Here is a 19,482-nt window from a genome sequence, read left to right as displayed (position 1 = left end):
TATTTTCACTCGTGTTCAAAATTAACCTCTCCAATCTTGGACGATATTTCCGTCACGAATTACAATTTGACGTGCTGCCGCTTCCCCAATTTCACGATCGTGGGTAATCATAATGATTGTTGAGCCTTGTTTGTTTAATTCGTAAAAGAGATCCATAATTTGTGTACTTGTTTTCGTATCAAGTGCACCCGTCGGTTCATCTGCTAAGAGAAATTTCGGGTTATTTACGATTGCACGTGCGACTGCGACACGCTGCTTTTGTCCACCTGACAATTCATTTGGTAAGTGAGTAGCACGATCAGCTAAACTGACTTTTGTTAAAGCTGCTAATGAGCGCTCACGTCTTTCTTTTTTATCGACTCCAGCGTAAATAAGAGGTAGTTCTACATTTTGAAGTGCTGTAAGTCTCGGTAATAACATAAAGTTTTGGAATATGAATCCGATCTCTTTATTACGAACATGTGCAAGTTCTGTTTCAGACATGTTTGAAATGTTTTGACCAGCTAGTTCGTACGCACCTGTCGTTGGTTTATCTAAGCAACCGATAATGTTCATTAATGTTGATTTACCAGAACCAGATGGTCCCATAATAGAAGTGAATTCTCCTTGGTTTAGTGTTACATCAATTCCGTGTAATATTTGAACGGACTCTGCACCATTTTGGAAAGATTTCGTGATGCCTTTTAAGTTAATCATTGAGTGACAACCTCCATACCGTCTTTTAAGTCTTTTTCAGGTTTAGAGATAATTTCCTCTCCTTTTTTCACTCCAGAAACTTTTGCTTCGCTATCTGTCTCAAATTCAACAGTAACTGCTTGTTCTTTCGCTTTACCGTCTTTTACAACGAAGACAACATTTTTGTCACCTTTTTTCACAATGCTGCTTTTCGGAACAATCGTACCAGTTGCTTCGCCAGATTTACTTGTTACGTAAACATGGAAGCCGTTTTGTAATTCTTCACTATTATCTAGTGTGACAGTGAATTGATAATTAGAAACAGTTTTATTTTCGTCCATGCTCTTTAATGGTGTAGAACCGATTTCTGTTACTTTTCCTGTCCAAGTCTTACCAGCGACAGTTTTTGATGAAACAGTTACTTCTTGCCCAACTTTCATACTAGCAAGTTCATATTCAGAAAGTTGACCTTTTACTTTAAATTGACCAGCGTGACGAAGTGTAATGCCACTCATACCTGTTTTTTCATCAGCAGTTTTTACGATATCATCAATTACACCGTCGGTTGGACTCGTTACAGAAAGTGTGTTTACTTTCTCTTTTGCTGCTTTAATCATTTCATCAGCTTTTTCTACTTCAAACTTTTTCATTTCAAGTTGTGATTCTAATTGTTGCACTTCGACTTCCGATGCCTTTAATGCTTCCTGAGGAAGACCTGCATTTTTATCTTTTTGTAATTTTTGTTTCGCTGCATCAATTTGTTTTTGATATAATGTCACTTCTTTTTGTGCAATTTTCTTTTGCATTTCTGCTTCTGTTACACCTTGTTTAGCAGTAGGGTCATTATATTTAAATAGAAGCTGCCCTTTCTTAACTTCATCGCCTTTTTTAACAGCTAATTCATACGTACCTTTTGTTGGATCAAATGAAATTGTTTCGATGCCGTTTGGAATGACTTCACCGCCAAATTTTTGCGCGTTTTCAATTTGTTTTTCTGTTACTTTATATCCGCTATATGCCATTGCTACTTCTGAACTACCGCCAGCTAAAGCAAAATATGATCCAGCTGCAATTCCGATCGCTACTACACTAGTAATTAATACTTTATTTTTCTTCTTCATCTATTTATCACCTTTTCGTTCGTTTTAGTATCTACATTAAGTATAGAAGAGGTGAAGAATCTGACAAATCGTTTTAGCTTACAATAACCTTACAGTTTTGTAAGGTATAAATATGTAAATGTAAGGTGGAGGTTGTCCTAGTTTAAGCAAATGAATTGACTCGTTGTTTCTTTCTAACAATAATATTGTATGAAGGAGAGGAGGAAGGAAGATGGAAGCTTATTTTAGTGCGCATCCATTAAAACCATTTATTCCGTACTCGAGGCAACATGTCATTATATTATTTATTATGTTGGTGGGGATATTTTTTCTGTATCAATACCAAGATTTATTGCGTCAAAGTGAGTGGAATATAACGGTTCGATATGCGATTGCATTTCTATTTATAGGAAGTGAGATTGGACTTCATATGTGGGAATGGAAAGCCGGTATTTTTGAGCTAGGCACTTCATTACCATTTGAGTTATGTACGATTAGTTTATTGTTAGCATCGATTATGATTGTAACGAAAAGCTATCGAATATATGAGATTGTGTTTTTTACAGGAATTATCGGTGCATCGCAAGCCATTTTAACGCCGAACGTGCAATACGCTTTTCCGCATTTTCGCTTTATAGAATTCTTCATTGCACATGTATTACTCATTTGGGCACCGCTCTTTATGACGTGGGTAGAAGGATATAGACCTACCTTGCAATCGATTAAGCGTACGATGATATTTTTAAACATAGTAATTCCAATCGTTTCGTTTGTTAATTATAAAACGGGTGGCAATTATATGTTTTTAGCTCATAAGCCAGAAACTGCTTCATTACTCGATATGTTAGGGCCGCATCCCTACTATATTATTTCATTAGAAATAGCTGCGCTTATGGGATGTTTCATTTTGTATATACCGTTTGCGAAAAGAGAAGGGCATGCGCATAAAGAATCACTAGGGTCATAACCTAGTGATTTTTCTTTATAAATATTTACAATTCAGAAAATTAAGAATAAAATTAGAGGGTAAATTATATATAGAGAGAAGGGAAAACGTGGTCAAAAAAGTTTTTCTGAATGGGATGGAAGTGACGGTTCAATTTATTATTTCGATTTTGGGTATTATTTGTTTAGGGGCATTACCGAAATTATTTTACGGATTTGAGTTGCATGCATCAAAGTACATACAGAGTTTAAAAGAAGTGTTTGTGAACTTAATGGATATCTCCAATTTTCAATATGTGAGAGGTAAATTTTTATTTCCGCAGTTGTTCGTCCATTATAAAGAAACGATTGTGATTTTTTTGGCGGCTTTTTTCATTTCATTATTTGTAGCATTTTGTATTGTTTATGTCATTATGAATAGTTCACCGCGTATACAGCATCGCATTAAATCATTTCTCATCTTCCTAGAATCTATTCCAGACATTCTACTTATTTTAGTATCACAAATTTTGGTTATATGGTTTTTTAAAAGAACAGGCTTTTTACCTTTTCAAATTGCGTCAATTGGAGGCGAGTCGATTAGAGGATTGCCGATATTTTGTTTGAGTATACCGACTACGATTCTGTTCGTAAAAATGTTAGTGCTTCGTTTTGAAAATGAGCTAGAAAAAGATTATGTACTATTTGCTAAGGCGAAAGGGCTGAATCGTTTTCATATTTTAAATCGTCATGTTTTACGAAATGTGTTGCTTAGTACACTTTACTTTGCGAAAACGAATATCTTTTTTATGTTATCTAATTTATATATTATAGAATGGATTTTTAATACGGGTGGTATTTTTATGTTTTTGAAATCGTATGAGAGTATTAGGGTTGAGGTTTTCATCGTTAGTGTGCTGCTTATTTATATTCCGATTTTTATTTTGTTTAAATTGTTTCATTATCTCATTCCAGCTGCGATGAAGGAGAGACTATAATATGTGGACGTATATAAAACGCGATAAAAGATTTTGGATAAGCATTGGGTTTCTTCTCATATTAGTTCTTTTGAGCATCGGAAATACGATATGGAATGATGGACATATTAGACAAGTTACATTGCAATATGATGCGGATGAAAATCCACAAGTGCCACCGTTTTCACCTTCATTACAATTTTTACTTGGGACAGACCGGAAAGGATACGACCTGTTACATTTAGTCATTGAAGGTGCGAAGTGGACGATTGGTATATCTATTTTAATTGCGGCACTTAGAATGGTGATAGGTGTGTTTTTTGGTGTTGTGCTTGGAACATATGTAAAAAGAGGGTTTTCAAAAATCGAGGCTTTTTTTGATAGTTTTACAGTTATTCCAACAGTTATGATTGCGTATTTTTTTCTTCACCTTGCAAATGCATTTGGGAGTGGGGAGGAAACAACAACCTTTTTTGAAAGAGCTTCGTTTCAAGTGGTATTACTCGTAATGCTTGTGATGCCAGTTATTGCACTGTATGTTGCGAAGGAAGTTCGTAAATTACAAACGGAAGAATTTATTGATGCCGCGCGCATATTAGGCGGATCGAGAAGACGTATTGTTATAAAACATCTTTTTCCGCATCTCTATATGACGTTTATACTCGTATTTCTTCAACAGTTTACGCAGACTCTTACTATTTTACTGCACTTAGGGTTACTGGAAGTATTCTTTGGTGGAACAGTTAACTTTATGGGGCCGGTGGAAGAAGTGGAATCTTATACGCATGAATGGTCAGGTTTAATTGGAGTATACTTTAGGTCATTAACAGTGCATCCATGGATTCCTCTCGTCCCAATTACATTTTTCGGGCTTACTATTTTTTCAGGAAATATGATTGTGAAAAGTATAGAAGAGGCGATGTTGAAAGTAAGATTAGGAGGAGAGAGAAAGAGGAAAGATGTAGAAGAGGAACAGCCTGCTGTGCAGTCAAAAGAAGAGTTATTTACTTTTAAACATACGATGTGAAGAGCCTAGGAAACTAGGTTCTTTTATTTTGTTATATTACAATATCGTAAGAGAGGTGTAATGAAAATCGATAGGGAGGAAGTTTTTTTCGTATACACTGCATGTATAGAGACATGCGAGAGCGGATGGAGGTATACGATGGATTTTTTAGAAGTATCAAAGCGTAGTATAAAACGAAATATTAAAGATTATTTTCTATACTTTATTTCATTAGTAGGCAGCATTATTATTTATTTTACATTCGTATCGATTAAACGAAATGAAAGTGTAGTAGCTCTTTTAAAAGAGTCAGATAAGGTGGAAACGACATTTACGTTTGCACAAATATTATTGATTATCTTTTTGACGATATTTATTTTTTATTGTAATAGCTTCTTTTTACGAAAGAAGAAGAAAGAAATTGCATTGTATAGTTTATTAGGAATTCGTAAAGAAGAAATTGCAAAGTTACTCTTTTATGAAACATTACTAGTTGGTGCTGCGGCAAGTGTATTAGGTATTATTTCTGGTTTATTTATAGCGAATATATGTGCAGGGCTTCTTGTGAAGCTAATGGGAAGTGCGTTTACTTTTACATTTACGATTTCATTTTTATCTATAGTAGACGTTCTTATAACGATAGGTGCGATTTTCTTTATTGCATCATGGAAAAGTAAAAAGTTAATTTATGAGCATCGTTTAGTTGAATTACTATATGGTGAAAATCAGAAAGAAGAGGCACCTACGTATTCAAGTAAGAAGGCAAAACGAGCAATTATTTTATTAATTACAGGTTATATAATTGCGTTACTCACACAAGTTTTTGGGTTTGGAGCAATTTTTATTACAGGTCTACTTATTTTTGGGTGTATTGTAAAAGGTACGTTTTTACTATTTGAGCAATATATAGTGAAATCACTCCATAAAATAAAGGGAGATAAAACGAAATATTTGAATGGAACGAACATTTTATCGATTTCTTCATTGTTCTTTAGAATAAAAGGGAACGTAAAGATGCTTGCGTTATTATCTTTATTAAGTGCAGTGACGTTATGTACAATTGGAATTAGTTCTAGTATGTATTATGGGGCTCAGAAAACGGCGACATTAATGAATCCAGTTAGTTATGAGTATGTAACAACTGGAAAGGAATTAGATAAGAAAGTTAGAAAAGAAATTCAAAAACATGAATTAGGAATAAAAAATGAAACGTCTGTAGCTATGCTCTCTATGCAAGGAAAGATAGAGGGAGAACAAATATTAACTGGGTATTTAATAGGTAATGGTAATGTACAAGTTATAAAAGGGTCGGATTATAATAAAGTAGCTTCTATGTTAGGGAAGAAAAAAGTTATTCTGGGTTCGGAAAAAGAAGTTATTTTATTAGATCCGTATAAATCATATAACATCGAGAAAAATTCGCTTGATGGAAATAACGTGTCTTTAAAAGGGATGAAGAGCGGCGTAACAATCGTTGATCATCGTGAGGAAACAATTGTGAGTGCGAAACTTGCACCAGTTGGACTTGTTGTTCAAGATTCGTTCTTTAATAAGCTGCAGCAAGGAAATGCTGTTTCAAAGGTAAGTGGATTTATCGTTGAAGGAAACGGTAGTAGAGAGCTAACGAAAAGTTTAGGGACTATCCTATCTAAGGAAGAAAAATTCCAATCATTTGAACAGGCGAGTCAAGCTGAGTTGCAAGATGGTGCAGTGTTGTTATTTGCAAGTGTATTTTTAGGGATTGTTTTTATTCTTGCTACTGGCTGTATTTTATACTTTAAACAAATAACAGAAGCGCTGGCAGAGCGACCAGCATACGGAATGTTAAAGAAAATCGGACTAACGAAAAGAGAAGCAACAGAGTCTGTAAGAAAACAAGTAGGAGCGATTTTCGTAGTACCATTACTGCTTGCGATTTGTCATACATTCTTTGCATTTTTAAGTTTGATGGGCTTTACAGGAATTTTTGAATATAGTCTTCCTTTACTAGGTAGTATAGGAGTGTATATCATGATTTACTTAGGCTACTATATGTTAACTGTTCGCTCATATACAAATACTGTATTCAGCGATAGAAAATAAAAAGAAGCAAGCATGGATTTCATGCTTGCTTCTTTTCTTTATTTTGTAGAAACTTCACCTGCAGCTTCTGTTTGTGGAATACAGTATCCGATTATACCACCGATTATTGCTGGAACGATCCAGCCGATTCCTAAGTTATAAAAAGGAATTGTGTGTACGATATTAGCGATAAAACTTGGTATCATTCCCACATTATCAAGTGCATGAATACAGCTAATAATGAATGCTGCGATCATCGCTCCGATATAGACAGAAGGTTTACGTTTCGTATATTTATCGATAAATGATACGAAAATTAAAATGATTGTAATTGGATATAAAATAATTAATACGGGTAATGTAATTTTGATTAATAAACTTAATCCTAAGTTTGAAATAACGAAGCTAAAAATACAAACGTATAGTACAAGCTTCTTATATGAAACATTTGTTAATACTGTTGTGAAATAGTTAGCGAATGCACTTACAACACCAATTGCTGTCGTTAAACAAGCGGCTATAATTGCGATACTTAATAAAACATTACCGCTTGTCCCAAAAAATTGATACATAATAGTTGCTAATAGTTGACCGCCATTTTCAAATTGTCCTAAGTTTCCGTTTGAAGCGCCGATATAACCTAGTAAGAAGTAAACAATTGTTAAGAAAAGAGCCGCAATGCTTCCGCAAATAATTGTATATTTCGCAATGGATTTCTTATCTTGTATACCGTTTTGGCGAATTGCATTTACAACAATTGTTGATAATACGAGAGCTCCGATTGCATCTAATGTTAAAAAGCCTTCGAGAAATCCTTTGAAAAATGGGATTTCTTTATAGTCACCAACAGGTTCTGCGAACGATACTGGTGAAAGAATCGCCTTTGTTGCCATAATTGCAATAATTCCAAGCAAAATTGGCGTTAATATTTTTCCGATATGATCTACTAATTTGGATGGATTTAACGATAAGAAGTAGACGACTATAAAGAAAATCGCACTAAAAACTAACATAGAGTACCATTGATCTGGGAAAAGTGGTGCAATCCCAATTTCATAAGATACAGTTCCAGTTCGTGGAATAACAAATAGTGGGCCGATGGAAAGATAAATAATGATAGCGAATACTGCTGCGAATTTTGGGTGAACACGGCTCGCTAAAGTATTAAAACTACCACCAGCAAGGGCAACAGCGACGATAGCTAGTAAAGATAAACCGACATCTGTAATAATAAATCCTGTAATGGAAACCCACATATTTTCTCCGGAAGAAAGACCGAGAAGAGGCGGAAAAATCATATTACCAGCACCGAAGAAAACTGCGAATAGTAATAAACTAATCGAAAGTATTTGCGCTGGTTTTAAAGTTGTACGCATATAAAGAAAAGCCTCCTAATGAGTGTTTTTTTGTCGAAAATTCAAATAATTTGTCGATTGACTGTTATTATTTTAAAGGTCTGATGACTAGAAAGCAAGAGGGAATTTTAAAAATATTTTAAAATAATGCGTAAAATTGAATAAATATACTATTTATATCTTTAATAGGAAGGATTTAACTTTGAACGTAAAAAAACACATATCGCTAGGATATGTGTATTAAAAATAAATTTGCCTATCACGTTCTTCTTTTAAAATTTCTACAGCCTCTCGGAAACGTTGAGAATGGACAATTTCTCGTTCGCGTAAAAAGCGTAAGCTATCATTTATATCGGGATCGTCTGATAAATCAATTAGCCATTGATAAGTCGCTCGTGCTTTTTCTTCAGCTGCAATATCCTCGTATAAATCTGCGATAGGATCTCCTTTCGCTTGAATGTAAGTGGCAGTAAAAGGAACACCACCTGCATTATGGTAAAACAAGGCGCTATCATGATTCGCATAATGCGCGTCTAATCCGGCAGCTTTCATTTGTTCAGGTGTTGCATCTTTTGTTAATTTATAAATCATTGTAGCAATCATTTCTAAATGTGCGAACTCTTCTGTACCAATATCGGTTAGTAAGCCAACGACTTTATCAGGAATAGTATAACGCTGATTTAAGTAGCGCAGAGCAGCAGCTAGTTCGCCGTCCGCACCACCGTACTGTTCAACTAATAATCTTGCGAGTGCTGGATTACAAGTACTCACCTTAACAGGATACTGTAATTTTTTTTCATAAATCCACATAGTTTCTCTCCTTCATATTTGCCATGGCCACGGTCCTTTGCTCCATTCCCAGGGAGCGTTAGAATAACTATTTCCAAACTGCTGAAGTGGTCCGTATTTTTCTTCAATTTTTTGTTTTAATACTCTTCGTTTATAAGAAAAATCGTTGAATTGATTTATAGCTGCAGTATCGTCGGGATGCGTATCTAAATAGAGAGTAAGTTCAACTAATACAAAGTCTAATTCTTGAAGTTCTTCAATCCATTTGTAATATTCATCAGGCAATGTTTGTGTCACGTCTTTATTCACCGTCCTTTTTTGTAAGGATTTTCATAATAATCATAAAAGGCAGGCCATAAAGTCCCTTTTCTTAAAGCTTCTTTTGGTGTGAATTGGGGTAAATTAGTTGGTTGAAAGCCCATATATAAGTGCGGGGGAGTTGAGTAATATTTCTTTCCAATTGGAGGACAAGGATCGTTTGGACCATGATAAGGTATGAAGGATTTCATGAATTTATCCATGTTACACGCCTCCTTTATAAATGAAATATCCATTACTATGTATTGTATTCGTACATAATTGTCATTTATGACTCATATAAAAAACTAATAGAGACAGGGGGAGTTGAGGATGGAAGGCATTACAACATGCATCGTATTAGAATCAAAAAATTTAAAGGAAACATTGTATTTTTATGAAGGGATTTTAGGCTTTAAACCAAGCAAGGAGAGACCTCAACTACATGTAACAGGTGTTTGGTATGACGTTGGTTTAACGAGAATTTGTTTTGTGGTAAATCGGAATTTACGAGGGCGAGAGAAGGTTGCTAATTCTTCGTGTGAATTAATAACCTTTTCAATTTCTGATATGGAAAAAGTAAAGAGAAAATTACAGTTTTACAAAATATCTTTTGCGGAAGAACAGCATGCGGGTGGGGTGGTAATTACTCTTTATGATCCAGATTGCTATAAGCTTCAAATTTCATCAGAGGCATGAGTAACCATAGGGGGGATAGTGTGGATAGAATGTATGAAGAAAGCGCACTGTTTGAACATAAATTTTGGCTCAAAGTTCTTGGGGATCATGCTCAGTTTTTACTAGATGCTTTAGCTCCACAGGAGAAAGAAGATATACAGAAAGCCACCTATTTTGTAGAAAAATTTACGAACTTTTTAAATGAAATTCATACTGTAAATTTTATTGCATTTTCAAAAGATGCAGAACAAGCTGCAGAGGAGATTCGAGCATTTAAATTAAATATTATACAAAAGCAATTGGAAGGTAAAATTGTGATTCATTTTACTCCCACTTTTATTAATCATATGGTAAATGAAGTGGAGGAATATATAACAGTATTAGAATACTTAGGGAGGGGAGAAGTCCCGCCCGTTTTTCATGAACTACACTATCATCTCGCGTGGTTAACGGATGCAGCAGGGCATGCTGGTTCTATTTCAGGCGGATTAGATGTTGTGGAAAAAAGATTGAAGGAGAAAAGTGATTTGTTTGCTAAACATTTTGAACAATTTTATTTAAAAGCAGTGGAAATGACAGGTTATTTACGGGCAGAACTGAAACATTTTCCAGCTTTGAAGAAGTTTACAAAAGACGTTTCACTAGAGCTAAAGTTATTCTCGCATTTCCTTCGAGAAGTAGAAGAATTAGAGTTGTCTGAGCAAATATTAAGTTCATTATCAGCCAGGATGGCGGATCATATGGCGAGGGAGGAGTGTTACTATTTATTGAAGTTAGCACAATCCTCAGGGTTAGAGATACCGAAATGTAATCCGCTTTAAAAATAGATTGTAGGGAAGATTAAGCAGACAAATTGTAACAGTGATAGAAGTGTGTGAACAGGTTTCATTATGAAAAAAATATTGACAAGCCCCTCCAAATATCTTAATGTGATTGTATAAAATTGTGTATCTAAAGGGGAGTAACTTATTACAGTAAAGTCGTCATTACAGGGAGAAACCCTCGGCTTTATTGGCAACGATTCGTTGTTAGTGAGACCTTTACCAGCAATGGTAAAGGCCCCTTATTGTCTTTTTAGGACCCTTACCATATTTGGTAGGGTCCTTTTTGTATACAAAGAGAGGAGCTAGAAAATGAAAAAACTTATTAGTAGATTAAGAGTTGTATTTCATGTCCGCCGTTTTGTTCCATTCCTATTTGACTTTTTTACTTCAAAAGAGGTTTCCATAAAGAAGAAAATTTTATCTGTTGCTTTTTTAGTTGGTTATGTAGCGATGCCGCTCGATTTAATTCCAGACTTCTTACCGTTTATCGGTATTTTAGATGATATTGGAATTGTGTTATTTATTTTAAATCGAATTGTAAAAATGGCGCCAGTGCAATTGCAAGAAAAGCATAACGTAAACGTAGGATAGGAGTTGAAAATATGGAGCAAATTATTTTAGATATAATTGAGTTTTTAAAGCAGTTTTCTTATTTTGGAGTTGTGTTAGCTTTAACTTTTGAGTTTATTCCAGCAGAGGTAGTTTTGCCTATGGTTGGATATTGGGTATACGAGGGTGATATGAATTTTTGGCTAGCTGTATTAGCTGGAACACTAGGGGGAACGACAGGACCATTAACGTTATACGCACTAGGTTATTACGGTGGTCGTCCTCTATTAATAAAATACGGGAAATACTTCTTTATTAAAGAAGAACAAATTCAAAAAGCAGATGATTTCTTTGAGAAATATGGGCCGGTTGTAGCATTTTTAGGACGCTTCATCCCGGGAGTTCGAACGCTTATTTCCGTTCCATGTGGTATGGCGAAAATGAACATATGGAAATTTAGCATATATACATTTGTAGCAATGTTCCCGTTAACGACTTTGTATATTTATTTTGGAATGAAATTAGGTCCGCATTGGGAAAAAGCAGCGGGTGTTGTTGGACAATATATGTTACCTATATTAGTGGTCGTTCTTATTGTTATAGGTAGTATCTTTATCTATAAATTTATGAAAAAACGAAACAAAACTGAATCTATTTAGTTAGTAGCACTAAGGTGTGATTATTTTTTGGAAATGGATGAATAGTACAGGCAAAAGACTCTGAGGGACATACACATATAGGGAATATAAAAGAGAGAGGGGAAACAACTATGTCTTGTGAGTGCTCAGGGTCAGCATTAACTTGCTGTCCAGATAAAAATTATGTGCAAGATAAAGTGTGTAGTCCGTGGTCTGCTACTGTAGTTGCAACAGCAATTGATAATGTTCTTTATACAAATAATATTAACCAAAATGTAGTTGGTACTGGTTTTGTTAAATATGATGTTGGTCCAGGTCCAATTACTGTAGAAGCGCTTGATTCTGCTGGGGCTACAATTGATACACAAACATTAAGCCCAGGAACGAGTATCGCTTTTACGTATCGCCGCTTTGCTAGTATACAAGTTGTGTTACCTGCAACACCTGGTGGAACGTATCAGGGAGAATTTTGTATTACAACACGTTATCCACTTTCATAGTAGAATAGGAGAGGATCGAAATGGGAATGAGAAGTTCCGGTTTGTCTTGTTGTTCTAATAAAACACTTGTGCAAGATCAAGTATGTACAGACTGGTCTATTACAGGTGCTGGTACTCAAATTGTATATACGAATAATATTACACAAGAAGTATATGGTTCAGGTTATGTGAAATATGATGTAGGCGCGAATCCCATTACAGTTGATTTTTTAGTCGGTGCTACAGTAGTTGATACAATTACTGTACAACCACAAAGTAGTGGTACTTTCACTGTACGATATTTTACTACTGTCCGAATTACTACGACAGGAACAACTGTTAATCAAGGCGAGTTTTGTATTACAGTACGTTATCCAATTTCATAAAAAAAGCATACCGTAAATGGTATGCTTTTTTTTAATTGAGGAAGTAATAAAATTGGTATTCTATAAGCAACATGTAAATTGGCAACAGTACTTGCCTTCTAAATATAGTGAAGGATTATTTTGTATATTAATAATACTAACGGATTTTAAATCTTTACCTGTGTAAGATATTGTATTGCCAGGAAACACAGTGAAAATATTGGTTACTGCTCCAATGATTTGAATTGTAATTGCTTCAGTGCTGCTAGTACTATTGTAAACCGAGACAGTACCTGATATAAGCAGTATCCCATCACTTTGCCACAGTATCATTGATTGTAGTGCATCTTTGGTAGAGGGAATGGTGTTGTTAGTTATGAGGAAATTCCCTGCAAATTCATTTGTTACTCGCTCACAACTTGGATTTGGAGGAGGGGGCGGTGGACAAGGGTCTGGACAAATGATAGATAAAGGAGCGAAACAGCCAATATTTTTTTTGTTCTTCAATACAACCCCTCCTTTTTAAGTTGTCTTTTACTACTATTAAATGTAGAAGCATGGCCGATGTGTTAAGAAAAGAAGAAAATTTTTAAAATTAAGATTGTCTAATAGGCTTACAGCTTAACTTATCATTAATGTTATAGAAAAGATTATATGTGAATAGACATGGGAAAAGAATGATCAGACTCTTTTAGACAAAAGGTGGTTGTATACAATAGTACGAGTAATGTTGGACTTAACACTTAATTAACTGTATATTTACAAAAATCTAATAAAATTCATTTGTTATTTAAACGATATTAATATGTTTAAGATAAAATAGCCCTTGTAATGAATCAATTATTATGAGGAGGATTCACGTGGAAAGAACTGCTTTACGAAAAGTAAAAGGTCTTATTGGATTATTAATGGTGTTTGTATTGGCATTTGTATCATTACCGTGGAGTACGTCGGTTAAAGCGGAAGAGAAAAAGCAAGAAAAGGCACCAAGTGAGAAGAAAATCGTTTTCCCAGTTGTAAGTGATGTGCATATTAAAGATAGTGGAACAGATGATACGTTCCGCTGGAAAAGAGCGATTGAGCAATTTAATACGCTTGCACCAAAGCAAGATGCGTTTGTCATTGTAGGTGATTTTACTGATTCGGGTTCAGTAAAGCAATATGATCGTTTCATGCAAGTGTATAACGAAAATGCAAATAAAGATGCGGTACGAATGAATTCTCTAGGTAATCATGATTATTGGAACGGCTTATCTGTAGAGGGAGCACAGAAGCGTTTCTTAGAAAAGACAGGAATGGAATCGGTTTATTATCATAAGGTGGTAAAAGGGTATCATTTCCTTGTTATGTCTCCAGAGGATGGGACAACACATGGCTATTATTCGGACAAGCAAATTAATTGGTTAAAAGAAGAAATGGCAAAGGCACAAAAAGATGATCCAGAAAAACCGATTTTTGTGTTTTTACATCAACATATTAAAGATACAGTGTACGGTAGCCAAGAATGGGGAACGAAAGATAGTGCGAAAATTAATGCGGTATTAAAAGAATACCCACAAGTAATTACGTTTTCAGGTCATTCACATTATCCGTTAGATGATCCAAGATCGATTCATCAAAAAGATTTTACGTCTGTTGGAACATCTTCTGTAAGCTATATGGAAGTTGAAGGTGGTAAAGTACAAGGGAATATCCCGCCAGGAGCTAGCACATTAAGCCAAGGGTTACTAGTAGAAGTGGATGATAAAGAAGTAACAATTAATCGCCGTGATTTCCATACAAATTCTTGGACAGGCGAGCCATGGAAAATTCAGTTACCATCAAAGAAAGAAACATTTACACATGTAGAAGATCGTGATAAAGAAAAGCCATCTTTTGCGAAAGATGCGAAATTGTCAGTATCAAATGTAACGGAAAACGCAGCAACAGTAACATTCCCGCAAGCGGTGGACAACCTTCTTGTTCATTCTTATCGTGTACAAGCGAAGGATAAACAAACGGGTGAGATTAAAAATAAGTTATTAGCATTCTCTGAGTTTTATCGTGATCCAGTGCCGAAAGAACTTACATTTACGCTTGCTGGATTAGATGGCGGGAAATCATATACACTTGAAGTAGTTGCGATTGATTCGTTTGGCAATGAAAGTGCGCAACCGTTAATTGCAGAAATCACAACGAAAAAAGATAATATTGATCCGAATGTGAAAGTACCAAAGGCAGACGTTTTTGATGTGAATTTCTTAGATGGTACATTTAAAGATAACTCACCGTTTGGAACAAAAGGTGATGTGAAAGGAAATGTATCTATTGAATATGATAAAGCGTTGAAAACAAATGTAATGAAATTAAATGGAAAAGCAAATACATTTGGGTACCTTCCATTTTCAGCAACACAAAAAGAAAAAGTAGCAAATTCATTTACGTTAGAAACTGTATTTTCAATGAATGAAATTCGCGGACAAGGTATTTTGCAAAATACAGAGAGCGGTGGAATTGGTTTTGAGTCTACAGGAAGTGGATATGTAGAATTATGGGCTCATATTGGCGGAAGTTATAAACGTGTAGGTGTTCAATTAGAAGCAAACAAAACGTATCATTTAACAGGAACGTATAATGGAAGTGAAGTAGCAATTTATGTAGATGGTAAAAAAGTAAATAGTCAGCCAGCTCAAGGGAAAGTATATCACCCGAACGTACCATTTGCACTTGGTGCAGATCCAGATAGCAATGGAAATGGTGGCATTCCGTTAAATGGACAAATTGCGTTAGCAAAATTATATAGTAAAGCATTAAGTTCTTCAGAAGTATTAGCAGCATATAACGAATTTTCTAATCGTACAAAATTAGAGCAAGTAAATGCGTTATATGAAGAGAGTGGAAAAGTGAAAGAAGTGTTAGCTGGTACTTATGAATTTGGTGAAAAACCAGGTCAGTATTCCCAAGCAGCTTTTAACGAATTACAAAGAAGTTATGACAATGCAAAGAAAGTGTTTGAGAATATAGCAAGTACAGGAGAACAAATTGTTCAAACGTATAATGAATTAAAAACAGCAAACCAAACATTTGTACAATCAAAGGTAGCAGAAGAACAGCCAAAAACACCGAAAGAAAAATTACAAGTGAATATTGAATCTGCAAAAGCAGTAGTGAAAAAAGCACAAGCTGCAAATGTAACGGACGGTTCAGTGAGATCATTGAGTCAAAAAATTACAGTTGCAGAAGCTGTAGTAAAAGATGTGAAAGTAAAAGATGCACAGGTAGAAACGATGAATCGTACGTTAGAGTACGCTATTTCACTGGTTGAAAAAAGCATCAACAAATAAGGTATAAGAAAAAGAAGCTTATCATGATAGGCTTTTTTTTTGTTATACTAAAAGTAGTATAGAAAAAGGGAGCGAATAATTTGGAAGAGAAAAAGCTAAAAAGAATTCTTGAATATGTATGGATCGCCGTTGTGCTCCTTGTAGGATATTATTTATTAAAAGATAAAAGTATATGGATTCTATTTTTAATGACATTTTTATTAGCGGGATTAGGAACGCTATTTATTAACTTTTTCTTTGATAGTGTAAACGCGTGGAGAAAGAAAAAGAAAGAGACGAAGTAAGGGAGAGTAAAGTGAAACTTTAATCAGTGGGAGTCTTACTGCCCGGCAAATAGCGGGATAAGTATACAAAAGTTGATCGGTATATTTTTCGTTTTACAATCGTTAATGAAAATAGCTCGCCTTTATTATAGGCGAGCTATTTTTTTATACTTCTTTTTTCTCATCATTTGTTTTTTTAGTAGCTAAATGACTATGTTTTCTAGAGTAGAAGAAGTATACGCATAAACCGACTATAAGCCAAAATGAAAAGCTGATCCATGTCGTTTTGGACAAATTAGTCATTAAATATAAACAACAAAGAATAGCGACAACCGGTAGTGCAGGTACGAGTGGTGTGCGGAAGCCTCGTTTTAAATCAGGATGAGTTTTCCGTAAAATAAGTACAGCAAAGCAAACGAATGTGAAGGCTGTTAACGTACCGATGTTTACTAAATTCGCTAGTAAATGTAGGTCTAAAAGTCCTGCTAATAAAGCTGCAAATACTCCAGTAATCCATGTATTTAATAAAGGGATTTTCACTTTTTTATTTACGCGTGATAAAGCTTTTGGGAGTAAGCCGTCTCGGCTCATTGCATAAGAAACACGAACTTGTCCATACATAACGACTAAAAGAACGGTTGTCATTCCTGTCATCGCACCTACTGCAAGTAGCCCCGCAATAGTATCTTCACCAACGAAATGTAGTGCAAATGCAACTGGATCAGAAACGTCTAATTGCGTATAAGGAACCATGCCTGTTAAAACGAAAGATACGATCATGTATAAAACTGTACAAATAAGAAGGGAACCGATAATGCCAATTGGTAAATCACGCTGCGGTTTTTTCGTTTCTTCTGCCGCGGTTGCGATTGCATCAAAACCTAAAAAGGCGAAGAAGACAGTCGCAGCTCCGGTAATAATACCGTCGTACCCGAATGGAATGAACGGTGTCCAATTTTCAGGCTTTACATATTTTGCGCCTGCTACGATAAAGGCGATAATAACTGCTAATTTGATAAGGACCATAACATTATTAATGCGTGCGCTTTCGCGTATACCAAAACTTAAAAGCCCAGTAATGAGAAGTAAAATACAAACAGCTGGTAAATCAATGAGACCACCTTTTCCTGTACCAGGGGCCGAGGAAATAATGGTGGGAAGGTGTATATTGAACCCTTGAAGCAATGATTGTAAGTATCCAGACCAGCCAACAGCTACCGCTGCAACAGCGAGTAAATATTCGAGCATTAAACACCAACCAACGATAAAGGCGACAACTTCTCCGACTGTCATGTATGCGTAAGTATACACACTTCCTGAGACAGGAATAGAAGAAGCAAATTCGGCATAACAAAAGGCTACACAAGCACAAGTAAATGCAGCAATAAGGAATGATAACATAATACCAGGGCCAGAATGTTTTGCCGCTACGATACCTGTTAATACAAAAATCCCTGTCCCAATTACGGCGCCGATTCCTAAAAACGTTAAATCGAGTGCCGTTAATGTTCTATCTAGCTGTCGTGGTGATTCAGTACTAAGCGCTTTTTTTCGTAATAATGACTTCACTTTGGACTCTCCTCCCGTTTTTCATCTCCATAACTGCGAATAGTGTGAATCCATTGGAAAAGAGTACGTCAGTGAATAAAGGTACAGTTATGGTATGTAGTTTTTTGAAATTTCTGGATTAATTTTATTATAATTCAGAATATTTTGTCAAATAAAAATGTGACAAATAATATTCGAATGAATAGGGGAAACTACTTGCAGGAATGGACGAGGGTTAACAGAGTGACAAAAACACTCATTAAAGTTTCACATTATCCCGCATTAACTGCCCGTAAATGCCCGATTGGTTTAACTAATAATCAGTGAGGATGGGGAAATTCCCCACTGATTAAAGATTCACTTTATAAAGTAGGAGAAGATGTTATGTTATTTTATTTTGAACTTGTCGTCATTTTACTTTGTACGAAATTAGCTGGTGATATTAGCGTTAGGCTCGGCCAGCCTTCTGTACTTGGTAAATTAATCGTTGGTATTATTATCGGTCCGGCTGTGCTAGGTATTATTAATAGTTCAGAACTTATTGATGAGCTTAGCGAAATCGGTGTTTTGCTACTTATGTTTATGGCAGGACTCGAAACTGATTTAGAAGAGTTAAATCGTAATTTAAAATCTGCATTCGCAGTAGCGATGGGAGGAATTATTTTCCCATTCCTTGGTGGGTATTTAGCAGGGCTTGCTTTTGGAATGTTACAGTCGCATGCGATTTTTTTAGGGTTATTACTTTGTGCCACATCGGTTAGTATTTCTGTTCAAACGCTAAGAGATTTAGGGAAAATGAATACGAGAGAAAGTACGACGATTTTAGGTGCAGCTGTATTTGATGATGTAATTGTCGTTATTTTATTAGCGTTTGTCATGAGTTTTTTAGGCACACAAGATGTAAATGTAACGCTAGTCATTGCAAAGAAAATCATCTTTTTTGTAAGTATTGTTTTCATCGCTTGGAAAGTTGTTCCGTGGATTATGAAAATGCTCGTACCACTTCGCGTAACAGAAGCGTTAATTAGTGCTGCACTTATTATTTGTTTCTCTTTTTCGTATTACAGTGAAATGATGGGAATCGCAGGTATTATTGGGGCATTTGCAGCAGGAATTGCGATTTCGCAAACAGAGTATAAGCATGAAGTGGAACATAAAATTGAACCGATTGCTTACGCGATATTCGTACCGGTTTTCTTCGTAAGTATTGGAATGGAAATTACATTTCAAGGTATCGGAAGCCAACTTTGGTTCATTATCATTATGACGCTCATCGCAATTTTTACAAAGTTAATCGGATCAGGTTTAGGAGCAAGATTAACAGGGTTTAACTTACAATCTTCTATTAGTATTGGTGCGGGAATGGTGTCGCGCGGGGAAGTAGCGCTTATCATTGCAGCAAATGGACTTGCGGCGAATTTGTTAGCGAAAGAAAATTTCACAGCGATTGTCATTGTTGTTATATTGACGACAATTATTACGCCGCCACTTTTAAAGAAGTATTTTGTATAGAGGGAAAGAGCTTATCTGACGTAGATAAGCTCTTTTTTTATTGCAAAATGCAGTGGTCATGTAGCATGAATGGATTGTAATTATGATAAAATCTATGTATGTGATATGACAAGGAGAGG

At 35.4% G+C, this 19,482-nt stretch carries 21 protein-coding genes; 13 read left to right on the top strand and 8 right to left on the bottom strand.

The genetic code is table 11. The features are described 5' to 3' along the window. Positions 1–21: 21 nt before the first annotated feature. Both NSS74_RS19670 and NSS74_RS19665 read right to left on the bottom strand, forming a co-directional pair. Positions 22–696 carry an ABC transporter ATP-binding protein gene (locus NSS74_RS19670; RefSeq protein WP_002087431.1) on the bottom strand — a complete coding sequence of 225 codons (675 nt, stop codon included), beginning with the start codon at positions 694–696 and terminating at the stop codon, positions 22–24. Beyond that, entirely contained in the window at positions 693–1,796 is a 1,104-nt protein-coding gene (locus tag NSS74_RS19665) for an efflux RND transporter periplasmic adaptor subunit (protein WP_002010766.1), read from the bottom strand. The genes NSS74_RS19670 and NSS74_RS19665 overlap by 4 nt, the downstream gene beginning before the upstream one ends. A 211-nt stretch (positions 1,797–2,007) precedes the next feature. On the opposite strand from NSS74_RS19665, the gene NSS74_RS19660 reads away from it, so the two are divergent. From NSS74_RS19660 to NSS74_RS19645, 4 genes are all read left to right on the top strand, one after another. Continuing rightward, on the top strand, positions 2,008–2,742 hold the full coding sequence (locus tag NSS74_RS19660; protein WP_002029937.1) for a YwaF family protein: 735 nt from the start codon (positions 2,008–2,010) through the stop codon (positions 2,740–2,742). 88 nt (positions 2,743–2,830) lie between these two features. Beyond that, the gene (locus NSS74_RS19655) at positions 2,831–3,697 is read left to right on the top strand and encodes an ABC transporter permease subunit (protein WP_002140474.1); all 867 of its coding nucleotides are present in this window, start codon (positions 2,831–2,833) and stop codon (positions 3,695–3,697) included. A gap of 1 nt (position 3,698) precedes the next feature. Beyond that, positions 3,699–4,703 (top strand): ABC transporter permease, encoded by a 1,005-nt coding sequence (locus NSS74_RS19650; protein WP_002140475.1) that lies wholly within the window; start codon positions 3,699–3,701, stop codon positions 4,701–4,703. A 138-nt stretch (positions 4,704–4,841) separates the two neighbouring features. Beyond that, positions 4,842–6,764, top strand: a complete 1,923-nt coding sequence (locus NSS74_RS19645; protein WP_340814144.1) for an ABC transporter permease — start codon at positions 4,842–4,844, stop codon at positions 6,762–6,764. A 38-nt stretch (positions 6,765–6,802) separates the two neighbouring features. On the opposite strand, the gene brnQ2 is transcribed toward NSS74_RS19645, so the two are convergent. The 4 genes from brnQ2 to NSS74_RS19625 form a co-directional block, all read right to left on the bottom strand. After that, positions 6,803–8,119: a branched-chain amino acid transport system II carrier protein BrnQ2 gene (gene brnQ2 / locus NSS74_RS19640; protein WP_002029943.1), complete on the bottom strand. Its 1,317-nt coding sequence runs from the start codon at positions 8,117–8,119 to the stop codon at positions 6,803–6,805. A gap of 219 nt (positions 8,120–8,338) precedes the next feature. Then, on the bottom strand, positions 8,339–8,908 hold the full coding sequence (gene cotJC / locus NSS74_RS19635) for a spore coat protein CotJC (protein ID WP_002140479.1): 570 nt from the start codon (positions 8,906–8,908) through the stop codon (positions 8,339–8,341). Between the two features lie 12 nt (positions 8,909–8,920). Next, the gene (locus tag NSS74_RS19630) at positions 8,921–9,184 is read right to left on the bottom strand and encodes a spore coat protein CotJB (protein ID WP_002140482.1); all 264 of its coding nucleotides are present in this window, start codon (positions 9,182–9,184) and stop codon (positions 8,921–8,923) included. An 8-nt stretch (positions 9,185–9,192) separates the two neighbouring features. Next, a complete protein-coding gene (locus NSS74_RS19625) occupies positions 9,193–9,408 on the bottom strand; it encodes a spore coat associated protein CotJA (protein WP_002140483.1) in 216 nt (71 codons plus the stop codon). Positions 9,409–9,517: 109 nt separating this feature from the next. Here NSS74_RS19625 and NSS74_RS19620 point away from each other — a divergent pair, with 109 nt between their 5' ends. From NSS74_RS19620 to NSS74_RS19595, 6 genes are all read left to right on the top strand, one after another. Next, positions 9,518–9,883: a VOC family protein gene (locus NSS74_RS19620; protein WP_137076271.1), complete on the top strand. Its 366-nt coding sequence runs from the start codon at positions 9,518–9,520 to the stop codon at positions 9,881–9,883. A gap of 20 nt (positions 9,884–9,903) precedes the next feature. Next, complete coding sequence (locus NSS74_RS19615; protein WP_060750015.1) at positions 9,904–10,683, top strand: DUF2935 domain-containing protein; 780 nt, start codon at positions 9,904–9,906, stop codon at positions 10,681–10,683. Between the two features lie 312 nt (positions 10,684–10,995). Beyond that, the gene (locus NSS74_RS19610) at positions 10,996–11,277 is read left to right on the top strand and encodes a YkvA family protein (protein WP_000733852.1); all 282 of its coding nucleotides are present in this window, start codon (positions 10,996–10,998) and stop codon (positions 11,275–11,277) included. 11 nt (positions 11,278–11,288) lie between these two features. Continuing rightward, positions 11,289–11,894, top strand: coding sequence for a DedA family protein (locus NSS74_RS19605; RefSeq protein ID WP_002140485.1), 606 nt, complete (start codon positions 11,289–11,291; stop codon positions 11,892–11,894). A gap of 110 nt (positions 11,895–12,004) precedes the next feature. After that, the gene (locus NSS74_RS19600) at positions 12,005–12,373 is read left to right on the top strand and encodes a DUF3992 domain-containing protein (protein ID WP_002140486.1); all 369 of its coding nucleotides are present in this window, start codon (positions 12,005–12,007) and stop codon (positions 12,371–12,373) included. A 20-nt stretch (positions 12,374–12,393) separates the two neighbouring features. Further along, a complete protein-coding gene (locus NSS74_RS19595) occupies positions 12,394–12,738 on the top strand; it encodes a DUF3992 domain-containing protein (RefSeq protein WP_000525803.1) in 345 nt (114 codons plus the stop codon). A 60-nt stretch (positions 12,739–12,798) separates the two neighbouring features. Here the strand turns inward: NSS74_RS19595 and NSS74_RS19590 are convergent, their stop codons facing one another. Beyond that, entirely contained in the window at positions 12,799–13,224 is a 426-nt protein-coding gene (locus NSS74_RS19590) for an S-Ena type endospore appendage (protein WP_002087412.1), read from the bottom strand. A gap of 353 nt (positions 13,225–13,577) precedes the next feature. On the opposite strand from NSS74_RS19590, the gene NSS74_RS19585 reads away from it, so the two are divergent. Then, positions 13,578–16,040 (top strand): LamG-like jellyroll fold domain-containing protein, encoded by a 2,463-nt coding sequence (locus NSS74_RS19585; RefSeq protein ID WP_002140487.1) that lies wholly within the window; start codon positions 13,578–13,580, stop codon positions 16,038–16,040. 80 nt (positions 16,041–16,120) lie between these two features. Continuing rightward, positions 16,121–16,324, top strand: a complete 204-nt coding sequence (locus NSS74_RS19580; protein WP_000391506.1) for a hypothetical protein — start codon at positions 16,121–16,123, stop codon at positions 16,322–16,324. 144 nt (positions 16,325–16,468) lie between these two features. Here the strand turns inward: NSS74_RS19580 and NSS74_RS19575 are convergent, their stop codons facing one another. Further along, positions 16,469–17,872: an amino acid permease gene (locus NSS74_RS19575; RefSeq protein ID WP_002029953.1), complete on the bottom strand. Its 1,404-nt coding sequence runs from the start codon at positions 17,870–17,872 to the stop codon at positions 16,469–16,471. A gap of 363 nt (positions 17,873–18,235) precedes the next feature. On the opposite strand from NSS74_RS19575, the gene NSS74_RS19570 reads away from it, so the two are divergent. Then, positions 18,236–19,363: a cation:proton antiporter gene (locus tag NSS74_RS19570; protein ID WP_002010790.1), complete on the top strand. Its 1,128-nt coding sequence runs from the start codon at positions 18,236–18,238 to the stop codon at positions 19,361–19,363. Positions 19,364–19,482: the final 119 nt, after the last annotated feature.

The organism is Bacillus sp. FSL E2-8868, assembly GCF_038005505.1.
GTDB classification, from domain to species: domain Bacteria; phylum Bacillota; class Bacilli; order Bacillales; family Bacillaceae_G; genus Bacillus_A; species Bacillus_A mycoides.
The sequence above is the reverse complement of the archived record's forward strand: the minus strand, read 5'-3'. Positions and strand labels throughout refer to the sequence as shown.

Excerpts from the sequence above, each read along its gene's own strand:
- NSS74_RS19670 (WP_002087431.1), bottom strand. The coding sequence starts at position 696 with ATGATTAACTTAAAAGGCATCACGAAATCTTTCCAAAATGGTGCAGAG.
- NSS74_RS19665 (WP_002010766.1), bottom strand. The coding sequence starts at position 1,796 with ATGAAGAAGAAAAATAAAGTATTAATTACTAGTGTAGTAGCGATCGGA.
- NSS74_RS19660 (WP_002029937.1), top strand. The coding sequence starts at position 2,008 with ATGGAAGCTTATTTTAGTGCGCATCCATTAAAACCATTTATTCCGTAC.
- NSS74_RS19650 (WP_002140475.1), top strand. The coding sequence starts at position 3,699 with ATGTGGACGTATATAAAACGCGATAAAAGATTTTGGATAAGCATTGGG.
- NSS74_RS19645 (WP_340814144.1), top strand. The coding sequence starts at position 4,842 with ATGGATTTTTTAGAAGTATCAAAGCGTAGTATAAAACGAAATATTAAA.
- brnQ2 (WP_002029943.1), bottom strand. The coding sequence starts at position 8,119 with ATGCGTACAACTTTAAAACCAGCGCAAATACTTTCGATTAGTTTATTA.
- cotJC (WP_002140479.1), bottom strand. The coding sequence starts at position 8,908 with ATGTGGATTTATGAAAAAAAATTACAGTATCCTGTTAAGGTGAGTACT.
- NSS74_RS19625 (WP_002140483.1), bottom strand. The coding sequence starts at position 9,408 with ATGGATAAATTCATGAAATCCTTCATACCTTATCATGGTCCAAACGAT.
- NSS74_RS19620 (WP_137076271.1), top strand. The coding sequence starts at position 9,518 with ATGGAAGGCATTACAACATGCATCGTATTAGAATCAAAAAATTTAAAG.
- NSS74_RS19610 (WP_000733852.1), top strand. The coding sequence starts at position 10,996 with ATGAAAAAACTTATTAGTAGATTAAGAGTTGTATTTCATGTCCGCCGT.
- NSS74_RS19605 (WP_002140485.1), top strand. The coding sequence starts at position 11,289 with ATGGAGCAAATTATTTTAGATATAATTGAGTTTTTAAAGCAGTTTTCT.
- NSS74_RS19600 (WP_002140486.1), top strand. The coding sequence starts at position 12,005 with ATGTCTTGTGAGTGCTCAGGGTCAGCATTAACTTGCTGTCCAGATAAA.
- NSS74_RS19595 (WP_000525803.1), top strand. The coding sequence starts at position 12,394 with ATGGGAATGAGAAGTTCCGGTTTGTCTTGTTGTTCTAATAAAACACTT.
- NSS74_RS19570 (WP_002010790.1), top strand. The coding sequence starts at position 18,236 with ATGTTATTTTATTTTGAACTTGTCGTCATTTTACTTTGTACGAAATTA.